Here is a 13,543-nt window from a genome sequence, read left to right on the forward strand (position 1 = left end):
GTGGAGGTATAACTGTGTTAATCTTTAACAATTTATTGGTAAACAAAAACTCGGATAAGTTTCAACCTTTTCTGGTTAACCTGCTTTCGGGTAGGAGAAGGTTACTTAACGATGATGAAGTCGCCTTAGTAAGAAGTATGAGTAATAAGGATAGGCCAGCCTCTTTCAATGAAGCTGAAGCTGAATTATACAATAAGTTAATCATTGAGAAACAGTTTCTGATAGATGAGACACGTAGACTTATCGAAGATAAACTAATTGAGTCGGGATATTTTAATCTAAAAAACAAGTATGCTGAAGATTATAGATTTTCTATAGAGTTGACAAGAGCATGTAACATGAGTTGTTCTTATTGTTATGTACGTTCACGCTTAAACAGTGGTCAGAATATGACAAAAGACCATGTGAATGCTATTTTTGAATTTTATAGTACCTATGCTGATGATAAAAACAAAATTGCTGAAACCCCATATATTAGGATAACTGGCGGTGAACCACTGATAAATAGAGGTACTGTCGACTTGATAAATTACATAGCTTCAAAATGGGAGAAGTCAAAACTCTTGTTGTTTACAAATGGTGTGAATCTATTGAAATATTACGATGATCTTCCTCTTTCAAGATTTGGGGAGATTCATATTTCAATAGATGGGATAAAGGATGTACATATGAATCGCCGTTTTTCTGGCGTGAAACCAGATAATAGAATATACGACGAAATAATCTCCGGTGTGCAAAAGTTATTAACTGATGGGGTAAACATAAAAATCAAAACGACTTTAGACAAAACAAATTATCGAAGATTTGAAGAATTTAAAGATTTCTTAGAAGAAAATGATATCTCAAACTCACCATATTACGAGCACCTTCCGGGGATAACGCTTGATTATCAAAATTCATTAGATATATCCGAAGAATCCAACAATAAATACGATATTCGAAAAATACAAAAGTACATAGCAGGCCTTAACCCGATTTCACCCACATTTCCAAGCTATTCGACGTTGTTTAAGGTTCTTAATAGACCTAAAAATGAGCCTTATATGCCAAAATATCAAAGGTGTAACAGTCAGTTCCTCGCAAATTATTATTTTTCCTGCAATGGGAAAGTGTATTTTTGTGACTGCGTTGACGAAAATGACGGTGTAGTTGGCACGTATTTTCCTAATATCAGTATCGATGAGACTGCTGTATCCAATCTTCTAAACCGTAGTGTTATGAGAAATGAAAGATGTAAAAAATGCGCATATAAATTTATATGTTTGGGTGGGTGCCCAATATCTGCTCGAACAAAAAATGCAGAAATGTCATGTGGAATTTATGCAGATGAGGATATTCTTGATAATCTAGAATATGATTATCGCTGGATACGGTAATAAAAATCTAAAGAAACATAGAAACTGGAGGAGAAGGAATGAAACTTATAAAAAACTTAATAATTACTGAAATTGGTGATAAATATCTCTTAATAAATTCGCTTAACGGTATTATAGACAGGATAGACTATTCAACTTTAGCTATAATTGCTAAATGGCATGAATGTGATGAGATTGTTCCGGTGGGCAATTACGAAGAAGTTTTATTTAACAAACTAAAATCGCGAGGGTATTTATGTAACAGCCATAAAGAGGAGAGGGAAAAAAAAGAAGAAATCATTTGCGCTTTACGTGAAAAACACGCTAAAATCAAGGCGAATAATACCAATATAACATTTGTAATGACTTATGACTGTAATTTCCGATGTCCATATTGTTTTGAAGATTTCACATTTGGTGGTAATGATGATTCACGATCCCTGAACTCTGCTCCAAGAAAGACTATAATGGATCGCGTCTTAATTGACGCCGCCTTTGACTTGGTAGGAGATTCCCTGAAGACAATCGGTTTGTTCGGTGGTGAACCATTATTGTCTAAAAATATGCCAGCTTTGGAGTATATAATCTATAGAGCCCCTGACAAGATATATAATATTACTACAAATGGCTATTATCTAGACGCATTTCTTAACCTGCTATCAAAGATCAAGATTTCATACATCATGATCACATTAGATGGCGATGAAGAGACACATGACAGTCGTAGGTTTTTAGCTAATGGAAGGCCTACGTTTAGGAAAATCTTAACCAATATAGAGAAATGTTTGGAGAGAAATATTCCTATTCGAATAAGGATGAATTTAGATTATAGTAATTTTAATGAATGTATCGCTCTAAGAACAAAGCTTCTGGATCAATTCAAGATGTATGAAAGTTTACTAAGCTTTGAAATATCCCCCATGATAGAAATGTTATCCACTGATAGAAACAATATGTTTATGGACTTATATAAAGCAGATATTGAATATAGTTCAGAAGGACGGATACAAATGAATCAGATTCTTAGTAGATTCAGTCCAATTCTCAATGCGTTAACTACAGGTGCGAAGCTTAGACCCACCTATTCTTTCTGTTCTGCACACTATAGTGGGCCTATTGTTGACCCATACGGTTATATTTACCCATGTTTATTATCAGTTGGTAAAAAACCGCTTGCAATAGGCAAATATTACCCTGTTGTGGAATGGTTTGAGAATAGCATTCGCAATCGAAGTATTGAAAACATTTCAGAGTGCAGAGAATGTAGGTACTCTTTGTTGTGTGGAGGAGGTTGTCCTGTATCCTTAAATGATTATAGTGACTTCTATAAGCCAGAATGCTTCTCCATCAAAAACCAGATTCACAATATTTTACCGATGTTTTACGCCGCCAAAACAGAATGTGAATAAAATAAGACTGAACGCTATGCAATTAGAAATTGAAATTCCTTTGAAGGAGTTCAAATTAAGGGAGGACAAGCATATGGTGCATGCACTTATAATCGCTGATATAGAAGGTATTACCGATATATATGATTTGAAAAATATTGATGATTGCGTTGAATTGTACACTTCTGAAATTCAAGTGTATATCAAGACTCTCTTTGAGAACGACGTTACAAAAATCACGGTTTGTGACGCGCATGACGAGGGCAATCTGATTTCACGAAAAATCATTACGCATGGAGATTTTGGTAGAGGTGATGTAAGGATCGTCTCAAAGGTGGAAAATTTATCTTTCGACGAAAAATATGACTTTGCGATACTTGCTGGTTTTCATGGTATGAATGGAAGTCCTGGTATTTTACCACACACACTACGTTTTGATTTTAAATTAATCTCCTCATTTTGCACAAAGCTCCAAGCAAGGATTCCTATCGGTGAGGTTGAATTATATACTAGGTGGCTAGGGGCCCAAGGAATACCTGTAATACTTGTCACTGGTGATAGGGAAGCAGTGTATGAGGCTAATTGTTTTAACCCCTACCGTCAAACGTGCTGTGTCAAGAGCTATTTCCAGATGAATCAAATAGACAGAATTCATTTTTATGAGAAGATAGCCTATTGTATAAAATGTTCGTTAAGCTTAAATTGGGATATTTGCTTATCTGAAGACAGTAACGAAATTGCGATTGAATTCAATAACCCGGATGTTGTGGAAGCTTTAGGCGATGCAAGCTATAATAGAAAAGAGAACAGTATTATTTTTGATAGTTGTTCAGAGCTTGTAAATAATCTCTATCCTCTCATAGATAGATTAAATGAGATTAATAATGCCAATGTAGCATTAAATTCAGCTTTCATAAAGGAAGTAAGAAAGTTAGCTGTTTCTCTGAAAAAAGAGGATCTGGCAAAATCTGAAATTGGACCGCTACTTTACAACAATCTCTTGTTTTTAGATAGCAAGTCAAGGGACAAAATAATGAAGGGGATATTAGCTATGACAAATAATTTGACTTTACCACATGATATTGAATAATAGGATCAGGTGATATCAATGAAAATTTTCTTTTTCTGCAAGCCGTACTTGCTATCACAGAAATATACTATTGTAGCTTATATAGCACTGACACTTCTGTCCTCTGCCATAGGCATTATATCCCCCTATGTTATAGGAAATTTTTTAGACGATCTAGTCATCAGTGCCGATAAAAGTGTTATTTTTCGTTTTTGTATAATTTTTGGAGGACTGAGCATACTTAAAATACTCAAGGATTATATAACTTCCATTATGTATACAAAAATGCAAGTTCAGATGGGTTATGATTTAAACATCAGAGTAATTAAACATGTCCAAAGTTTGTCTTTGTCATTTATTAACCAAAAAGATGGTATGTATTTAAATCAACGTTTCAATGGTGATTCCTATAACCTTATTACTTTCTGCCTAACAACACTACAGGGAGTAATAACAAACATTATACTAATTGTTGTGCCGTTTGTGATATTACTAGCTAATAACTGGTTAATTACAGTGCTAATGATTGGATTTATTTTAGTATACATAACTCTTTATCTAGCTCTTAGGGAATGGCTTTACAAAGCAGGATTGGTCTTTAAGGAGAGTCAGGCAAAATTTATTTCAAAGTTATATGAGCAGTTAAAACACATTAAACTCATAAAGATAAATTCTATTCAATCTGAGCTGAACAAAAGAGCAGAAGATAGCTTTACAGATTTTAAAGCAACCGCTATACACAGCCAGAAAGCGAATTTCGTGTATTCAAGCTTGGAAGGTATGATAGCTTCAATTGCTCAGATAACTTTATTTGTGATTGGTGGATTACAAATATTTAATGGAAATTTTACTGTGGGTATGTTTACTATCTTCAACAGTTACTTTAGTATGATGCTTAACGCAAGTAGATATTTCTTTGGTTTAGGGGCTACATATCAAAATGCAATGGGTTCTTATAATAGAATTAAAGATATCCTTAAGTGTAGAGGCGAGAGTTATGGAGAAAAGATTGTTGAGAGTATAGATAGGATTGAGCTGTTAGACATAAGTTTTAATTATAATACTTTCCCAAACAATAATTATGCATGTGAAGCGAGTAGCTCGAATCAAGAACAAGAGACGATTGTAGAGGATAGGGCGTTTGATACGGCACAAGTTAGAGTGGAAAATGTAATTGATTCTTTTAGTGCTAAATTCTCAAAAGGGAATATGTATGCATTATCTGGTCCGAATGGAGCAGGTAAATCTACCATTATTAGTCTGATAATGGGGCTTTACATTCATGAATACGATGGGGAAATAAAATATGATGATGTATGTATTCGCGAAATAGATATGGTTACAACTAGAAAAAGATTAATTGGATTCGCAGAACAAGAGCCATTACTAATCAATGACAGCATTAGATATAACCTTGATTACAATGATAACGCTAGTATAAACGGCATTGATTTGTTGAAGAATACTGATAATATGTGTGCGAACAGCAGAACGGTTTCGCTGGATGAATGTATAAAAATCTTGAATATGGAGAGCTTCATTAACCAAAACAGCTTTTCATTCATCATTAACGAAAAAAATACCAATATATCTGGAGGTGAAAAACAAAAAATATCCATTTTAAAAGTACTATATAAAAACCCTGAAGTGATGATTTTCGATGAACCAACCTCAGCTTTAGATATGAATACCACTAGGAAGTTCATTAACTATTTACAGAAAATAAAGAGCGATAAAATTATCATCATTGTAACACATGACGAATATGTTAAAGGTTGTTGTGATGAGATTGTGCAAATATGACCACTAGTTAGTCATATACAGAGAAGAGACGTCAGTAAATGTTGATAGAGTCTTGATTGCATGATGAATTAATAGTCGCTCTTTCCACGGTCGGAGATTTTGCAGAAATATTTGTTGAGGAAAACCGCAAGAATGGGATAGCCGCAAAAAACGGTATAATTGATACAGCCTTCTCTAGAGTGGACTATAGTGTGTGTATGTGAATAGTCACTGGATTTAATGCTATATATACTTATACGAATGATTTGACGCAGGATAGTCTTATTGCAATGACAAAAGAGGCTGCCGCCGCAGTAAGCAAAAATTCCAGCTCTCGCGTTTTCGCAAAGGTTTTCAAGTCCTAGACTTTGATAGAGAGCATTTAATCGTAATCTTTTGTGATGCAATTATCAAGGAACATGCTGTGGCTTCAACCAATAAAGAAAAATAAACAGAATCGTCAAAAAATGGTGCACATGCGAGAATTGGGCATTATGATAATTTGACCTATGTCAATATAGTAGACACATTTTCCCGAATAAAATTTATGAAACCCTCTTAGACTTATCTTCCCACTCTTGGGGAGTAATATAACCTAAAGAGCTGTGTATTCTTTCTCTGTTATACCATGACTCTATATATTCAAATATTGCAAGTCTAGCAGCATCAAAGTCAAAATATTTAACTAGATTAACTTCTTCTTTCTTCAATACTGAGTGAAAGGATTCTATACAAGCATTGTCATAGGGATTTCCTTTACCGCTAAAGGAGTGAATTAGCTTGTGATTTTTAACATATTCTCCAAATTCATAACTTGTATATTGACTTCCTAAATCACTATGAAGAATTAGACTTTCAGCAGGTTTCTGAAGTTTATAGGCATTATCTAAGGCTTTTATAGCCAATGTAGTATCTATATTTTTAGACATAGAGTATCCAACTATCTTCCTACTATTAAGATCCATAACTGAAGCTAGATAGCACCAACCATCTTTAATTGTATGAATATATGTAATATCGGTTACCCATTTCTGATTGATACCAGTTGTAGAGAAGTCTCTATTGATTATGTTTTCTCTATTTTCAACCTTATTCTTCGATGGAAATGGTCTAAACTTCTTACATACTGGACCTACATCAATATAGTAGACACATTTTCTCGAACAAATTTTATGATATTTTCTTGGAATTATTTTCTCACTCTTAAGGTGTTTGGAAAACTGTATCTATAATATTATGCTAGTACCATTAAACAAATAATCTTGTGCAATATAAATTTAAGCACAGGATTTTTTTGTTTTTAGCATATCTTCCTACTATCATGGGTAGAATTTATATAACAGGATATAAAGAAGGGATCTGATTTTGTGAATGTAAATAATAATAAAACTCCAAATAAATTAATTCATGAAAAGTCGCCATATTTACTTCAACATGCATACAATCCAGTACAATGGTATCCATGGGGAGATGAAGCCTTTGAAAAGGCTAATAGAGAAGATAAACCTATATTCTTATCTATAGGTTATTCTACCTGTCACTGGTGCCATGTAATGAATGAAGAATCCTTTGAAGATGAAGAAGTGGCAGAACTTTTAAATAAATATTTTATACCTATAAAAGTGGATAGAGAAGAAAGACCAGATATTGATGAAGTATATATGACTTTTGCTCAAGCTTTAACAGGTAGTGGAGGGTGGCCACTTAATGTATTCACTACTCCTGATGGAAAACCCTTTTATACTGGGACCTATTTTCCTAAAAAATCAAGTTATAGATATACTGGATTAATTGAAATATTGAATAAAATGAATGATTTATGGAAGAAAAGTAAGAATGAACTAATTGAAGAAAGTAATCATATATTAAATGCAATAGAAAATTCATATCTTACTTATTCAAAGGGAAAAGTAGGAAAAACAGAACTAGATGAAGCAATTGAAGAATTGAAAAATACTTTTGACAGAATATATGGAGGTTTTGGAAGAAGACCTAAATTTCCTATACCTCAAAATATATTTTTATTATTAGATTATGGAGCAAAAAACAATGATAGTGAATCTGTTTATACGGCTAAAGTTACTTTAGATAGTATGTATAAAGGGGGAATTTTTGACCATATAGGGTTTGGATTTTGCAGATATTCTGTAGATGAAAAATGGCTTGTTCCCCATTTTGAAAAAATGCTATATGATAATGCACTATTAGGAATTGCTTATTCAAAAGCTTGTCATATAACTAGAGAGGAATTATATAAAGAAATAGCTGAGAAAATATATGAATTTGTATTTAGAGATATGACTTCAGATGAAGGAGGATTTTACTCAGCATTAGATGCAGATTCAGAAGGGGTAGAAGGAAAGTTTTATGTTTGGGATTATGATGAAATAATTGATATACTAGGAGAAGAAGATGGAGAATTTATTTCTAGTTTCTATGATATAACTAAATCAGGTAATTTTGAAGGAAAAAGTATTCCGAATTTAATAGGGAAGGATTTATATTTTATAGACAAGGAAACTTTTAAAAGGGTAGAAAGTATTAGAAAAAAATTATTTGATTATAGGGAAAAAAGGGTTCATCCTCATAGGGATGAAAAGATTCTTACTTCTTGGAATGGACTTATGATTGCATCTCTTGCTTATAGTGGTAGGATCTTAAAAAAAGAAGAGTATATAACTAGAGCAGAGAAGGCTTGTGATTTTATATTTAACAATTTATCAAGAGAAGATGGAAGGCTTTTATCCACTTATTCTAAAGGAGAAAGTTATAACTTAGGACTATTACCAGATTATAGTTTCCTTATATGGGGGCTTATTGAATTATATGAGTCAACAAGGAATGAAAACTATCTTGAAAAAGCTTTAAAATTAAACGAGGATATGTTGAAATTATTTTGGGATAACAAAAACGGAGGATTATTCTTATATGGTAATGATGGAGAAAAGCTTGTAATAAGGCCTAAAAGTATATATGATGGAGCAATTCCTTCAGGAAATTCCATAGGGACTTTAAATATGATGAAATTATTTAAACTAACTGATGATAAAAGTTTGAAAGACAAGGCTGAGGAAATATTATATGTTTTTGGAGAAGAAATAAATAAAAATCCACTATCATATGCTTATATATTAAGTTTAGTATTAGATGAATATGTGGAATAAAACTGTTTACTTTTTTAGAAAATTATATATAATGTATATTAATAGGTAAATATGAAATCTATGACCAAGAGTAGTATATATAAGAAGGGTCTATAGAGAGTCAAGAATGGTGGAAACTTGGCGATACTCTTATATTGAATGGACTTGGGAGATTAAATCTGAAATATAGTAGGATTTTACGGCTTATCACCGTTAAAGATTAAAGTGGGCTTTTAGCCAACTGGAGTGGTACCACGGAAACTACCTTTCGTCTCTTTTTTGAGATGGAAGGTTTTTTATTTATATAAATTAGAAATAGGAGGTTTTTTTATGGAAGAGAAAAAGACAGTATTTAGTGGAGTGCAACCTTCAGGAGCGTTGACTATTGGAAATTATATAGGTTCTATTAGAAATTGGGTAGACCTTCAAGATGATTATAATTGTTTTTATTGTATAGTTGATCTTCATGCTATAACTGTTCCACAAGTTCCAAAGGACTTAAGAAAAAATACTTTAGATTTACTTGCTTTATATTTAGCTAGTGGATTAGATCCAAAAAAATCCGCTATATTTATTCAATCTCATATTAGTCCTCATGCTGAACTTACTTGGGTACTAGATACCATAACTTACATGGGTCAGCTTAACAGAATGACCCAATTTAAAGAAAAATCTAAAAGAAGCGAAGAAAATTTAAATGCTGGACTGTTTACTTATCCTGTACTAATGGCTTCTGATATACTTTTATATCAAGCAGATTTAGTACCTGTAGGAGAAGATCAAAAACAACATTTAGAATTGGCAAGGGATTTAGCTGAAAGATTTAATAATAGGTACAGTGAAACTTTTAAAGTTCCAGACCCATTGATTAAAAAGGTAGGAGCAAGAATTATGAGTCTCCAAAATCCAGAATTTAAAATGTCTAAATCTGATGACAATGAAAATGGCTATATTCTTCTATTAGACAAACCAGATGCTATAAATAGAAAAATAAAGAGAGCTGTAACAGATTCCTATGGTGAGGTAAAATACAGAGATGAACAGCCAGGAGTTAAAAATTTAATAAATATCTATTCTGCATTTAGTGGAGATTCTATTAAAGAGATTGAAAGAAAATATGAAGGTACTGGATATGGACAATTTAAAAAAGACTTATCGGAAGTAGTTGTGGAAGGGTTAAAACCTCTTCAAGAAAAATATGATTACTACATGAAAAATAAAGATTATTTAGAAGAGATATATAAAGAAGGAGCAGAAAAGGCAGAAATAGTAGCTAGAAAGACATTGAGAAAAGTATATAAAAAAGTTGGATTTATTCCAAGAAGATAGAGAGTACAAATTGCACTCTCTATTTTTTATGTATTTTTTGATAAAAGTGTATTGACAAAATCTTATTGTATGCATACAATGAAAGTGATTAATAAAAGTGTATTGGTTTATGTATAAATAAGGAGGAGTGTATTTATGAATGAGAAAATATTAGAATTAAATGAGAAGTTTAGAGGCGGAGTAATAATGGATGTAGTAAATGTAGAAGAGGCAAAAATTGCAGAAGAAGCTGGTGCAGTAGCAGTTATGGCATTAGAAAGGGTTCCAGCAGATATCAGAAAAGATGGTGGAGTAGCAAGAATGTCTGACCCTAAGTTGATAGAAGAAATATTAGGAGCTGTTTCAATTCCTGTCATGGCAAAGGTAAGAATAGGTCATTTTGTAGAAGCACAGATTCTTGAAGCTATAGGTGTAGATTACATAGATGAAAGTGAGGTACTAACACCTGCAGATGATAATTATCATATTGATAAGAAAAAATTTGGAATACCTTTTGTTTGTGGTGCAAGAAATTTAGGAGAAGCTTTGAGGAGAATAGGTGAAGGAGCTTTAATGATAAGAACTAAGGGAGAGGCAGGAACAGGGAATGTAGTAGAGGCAGTAAGACATATGAGAACTGTTATGTCACAAATAAGAAAATTAGAAAATATGCCTAAGGAAGAACTTATGACTGCTGCTAAAGAAATGGCAGCACCTTATGATTTAGTTTTATATGTAGCTGAAAATGGAAAATTACCTGTAGTTAATTTTGCAGCAGGAGGAATTGCTACACCTGCTGATGCAGCACTTATGATGCAACTTGGTTGTGATGGGATATTCGTTGGTTCAGGAATATTTAAATCTTCTAATCCAGAAAAAATGGCTAAGGCTATTGTAGAAGCCACAAAAAACTATAATAATCCTAAAAAATTAGTTGAAGTTTCAAGAAATTTAGGAAATGCAATGGAAGGGTTAGAAATAAGTGAAATATCAGAAGAAAATTTATATGCGAAAAGAGGAATATAAAAATATTTAATGTAAAATTTAATAATTTATAGTATAATTTTTATAGGAATTTGTCCTTATATAAAAATAGGATAAATTCCTATAACTTTTTAAAATGCAGGGGGTTATATGTTGGACAATATAAAATACTTTTTTAGAGGAACACCAGATGATTATATTTTCTCAACAGGTTCTACAATACATTGGATTATAGTATTATTTATTTTACTTGGAATAGAATTAATTTTTAAATATAGGAATGAGTTAAGAGAGGATAAATATAAAAAGATATTTAAGACTTTTATAATCACTATATTGGCTATACAACAAATTGTTTTATATTCATGGTATAAGATTTCAGGATATTTTACAATTCATGAGAGTTTACCCCTTTATAATTGTAGATTAGCAATTATTTTTACTATATTTGCTTTTAATAGTGGGAAGAAATTTTATAAAAATATTTGCTGTTATTGGGGAATGATTGGTGCTGTTTTAGCTCTTGCATCTCCAGTTCTAGATCCTTTTAGATTTCCCCACTATACTGGAATATCATTTTTTGTAGGACATGGATTATTATTGTGGTCAGGAGTTTATTTTTTAGTAGTTGAAAAACATATTGTAGATAAGAAAAGTTTAGAGTCAGTTTTAACTTTTACTAATATATATCATGGAATAATATTTATTTTTAATAAATTAACTAACTCAAATTATTGCTATTTAAATGCTCCACCTTTTTCTATTGATTTTATAGATAGAATGTCTCAGTTTAAATATACTTTTATTGCATTTAGTGTATTCAATATATCAATTACAATGTTTTATTTAATATATAAAATATTATATATACATCTTTTAAAAAAGAGGACTATAAAAAATATGTTTAAAGTGTATTAGGATTAATATGATTTTTAGGGGGGACAGCGTGAAAAACAAAACTTTTAAAACTATTCTTTGGATTTTATTTTGTTTATATATTTTATTGCTAATTAAGGTGATACTTTTTAAATATCCTATGTCAGTTGAAATTCTTAAAAACAACAATATGGCTAATTTAAAAAGAAGAATATTATACTTTAGCAATTTTATACCTTTTAGGACTATTTATGAGTACTCAACTGGAGATATAGGATTTAATATAAGTGTATCAAATATTTTGGGCAATATTATTGCATTTATGCCTTTAGGATTTTTATTACCTTTACTTAAGGAAAGACTAAAGGAACTTAAAAAAATATTTAAAATTGCATTTATAATCAGTCTAACTTTTGAAGTTATACAGTTAATAACAGGTCTTGGACAATTTGATGTAGATGATATAATTTTAAATGTTTTAGGTGGAGTACTAGGTTTTTTAATATATAAGATTTTCTATAAAATATATGATCATAGTTTTGTAGCAAATAAAAATAAATAATTCATTTTTATTTGCTACAAATAGATTTTTTAATTACTTGGTTATTTTCTTCATTGCTTTTTCAGCAAATTTAGTTATTACTATTTCGCTATAATCTGCTCTTTCTTCTAGTTCTCCTGCTATTTCCATAATATCCATCATATGATTTAATCCTTCTTCCGTAAGAATCAAATCTGGCTTCCAAGTGTCTTGTTCTTTATATCTAGTTATAAGGGCTATAAGTACTTCATCATCAGTATCAGGGAATTGGGGTTTTACAGCTTTGGCTATTTCTTCTACACTATGAGATTGGACCCAAAGCATGCTTTTATATATAGCATTGGTGAATTTTTGGACTGTTTCTTCATTTTTATCTATATAATCCTTTGTTGCAGAATAGCATGTATACGGAAGATAGCCAGCTTCTTCTCCAATAGAAGCAACTACATGACCTTTATCTTCTTTTTCTAATGTAGCAGCTACTGGTTCAAATAAGGCTACATAATCTCCTTCTCCTCCAGTAAAGGCTCCTGCCATGACATCAAATTGAATATCGGTCCTTACATTTACATCAGTTCCTGGTTCTAGTCCATGTTTTTTGAGGACATATTCTAAGGTCATTTCTGGCATGCCACCTTTTCTGCCTCCAATAATAGTTTTTCCTTTTAAATTTTCAAATTTAAAGTTTTCTTCTTTTTCTCTTCCTACAAGAAAAGAGCCATCTTTTTGTGTTAATTGAGCAAAATTAATAGCATAGTTTGATTTTCCTTGATTATACACATATACTGACGCTTCTGGTCCCATGAATCCAATATCTGCTTCTCCACTTAGTAGTGCAGTCATGCATTTGTCTGCTCCCTTTCCATTAATCAGTTCAATTTCAAGTCCTTCTTCTTCAAAAAATCCTTGAGTTATAGCTACGTATTGAGGGGTATAAAATAAAGAGTGAGTTACTTCTATAAGTTTAATAGTTTTTAAATTGTTTTTTTTGCATCCAGTTAAACTAAAACTTATAAAAATTGTCAATACTAATACCAAGGAAAAAAGTTTAATACTTTTTTTCATTAGAATCCCTCCTAAAAATTAATGGAGACTAG

Annotated in this window: 10 protein-coding genes, 1 pseudogene and 1 other annotated feature; of the genes and pseudogenes, 9 read left to right on the forward strand and 2 right to left on the reverse strand. The window is 31.6% G+C overall.

The annotated features are described in order from the left end of the window. Positions 1–14: 14 nt before the first annotated feature. The 4 genes from NSA23_RS14530 to NSA23_RS14545 are packed head-to-tail and all read left to right on the forward strand — an operon-like array spanning position 15 to position 5,615. A complete protein-coding gene (locus NSA23_RS14530) occupies positions 15–1,376 on the forward strand; it encodes a radical SAM/SPASM domain-containing protein (RefSeq protein ID WP_042683254.1) in 1,362 nt (453 codons plus the stop codon). A gap of 38 nt (positions 1,377–1,414) precedes the next feature. Next, on the forward strand, positions 1,415–2,764 hold the full coding sequence (locus NSA23_RS14535) for a radical SAM/SPASM domain-containing protein (protein ID WP_042683255.1): 1,350 nt from the start codon (positions 1,415–1,417) through the stop codon (positions 2,762–2,764). Between the two features lie 16 nt (positions 2,765–2,780). Further along, positions 2,781–3,833, forward strand: a complete 1,053-nt coding sequence (locus tag NSA23_RS14540; protein ID WP_257490669.1) for a M55 family metallopeptidase — start codon at positions 2,781–2,783, stop codon at positions 3,831–3,833. An 18-nt stretch (positions 3,834–3,851) separates the two neighbouring features. Then, positions 3,852–5,615 (forward strand): ABC transporter transmembrane domain-containing protein, encoded by a 1,764-nt coding sequence (locus tag NSA23_RS14545; protein ID WP_042683257.1) that lies wholly within the window; start codon positions 3,852–3,854, stop codon positions 5,613–5,615. Positions 5,616–6,139: 524 nt separating this feature from the next. Here the strand turns inward: NSA23_RS14545 and NSA23_RS14550 are convergent. Next, positions 6,140–6,721: pseudogene (locus tag NSA23_RS14550) on the reverse strand (IS3 family transposase); the annotation flags it as partial. Positions 6,722–6,961: 240 nt separating this feature from the next. On the opposite strand from NSA23_RS14550, the gene NSA23_RS14555 reads away from it, so the two are divergent. The 5 genes from NSA23_RS14555 to NSA23_RS14575 all read left to right on the forward strand — a co-directional run bounded on the left by NSA23_RS14555 (position 6,962) and on the right by NSA23_RS14575 (position 12,467). Next, a complete protein-coding gene (locus tag NSA23_RS14555) occupies positions 6,962–8,758 on the forward strand; it encodes a thioredoxin domain-containing protein (RefSeq protein WP_257490670.1) in 1,797 nt (598 codons plus the stop codon). 51 nt (positions 8,759–8,809) lie between these two features. Continuing rightward, positions 8,810–9,016 (forward strand) — a binding site (T-box leader). Between the two features lie 51 nt (positions 9,017–9,067). Then, positions 9,068–10,066: a tryptophan--tRNA ligase gene (gene trpS / locus NSA23_RS14560; RefSeq protein WP_042683259.1), complete on the forward strand. Its 999-nt coding sequence runs from the start codon at positions 9,068–9,070 to the stop codon at positions 10,064–10,066. Positions 10,067–10,201: 135 nt separating this feature from the next. After that, the gene (pdxS, locus tag NSA23_RS14565; protein WP_042683260.1) at positions 10,202–11,071 is read left to right on the forward strand and encodes a pyridoxal 5'-phosphate synthase lyase subunit PdxS; all 870 of its coding nucleotides are present in this window, start codon (positions 10,202–10,204) and stop codon (positions 11,069–11,071) included. Positions 11,072–11,182: 111 nt separating this feature from the next. Beyond that, positions 11,183–11,947 (forward strand): YwaF family protein, encoded by a 765-nt coding sequence (locus NSA23_RS14570; protein WP_257490671.1) that lies wholly within the window; start codon positions 11,183–11,185, stop codon positions 11,945–11,947. A 28-nt stretch (positions 11,948–11,975) separates the two neighbouring features. Continuing rightward, a complete protein-coding gene (locus NSA23_RS14575) occupies positions 11,976–12,467 on the forward strand; it encodes a VanZ family protein (RefSeq protein WP_050069896.1) in 492 nt (163 codons plus the stop codon). 33 nt (positions 12,468–12,500) lie between these two features. Here the strand turns inward: NSA23_RS14575 and NSA23_RS14580 are convergent, their stop codons facing one another. After that, positions 12,501–13,511 (reverse strand): ABC transporter substrate-binding protein, encoded by a 1,011-nt coding sequence (locus NSA23_RS14580; RefSeq protein WP_257490672.1) that lies wholly within the window; start codon positions 13,509–13,511, stop codon positions 12,501–12,503. Between the last annotated feature and the right edge of the window lie 32 nt (positions 13,512–13,543).

It is taken from the genome of Anaerosalibacter massiliensis, assembly GCF_024623155.1.
GTDB lineage: Bacteria > Bacillota > Clostridia > Tissierellales > Sporanaerobacteraceae > Anaerosalibacter > Anaerosalibacter massiliensis.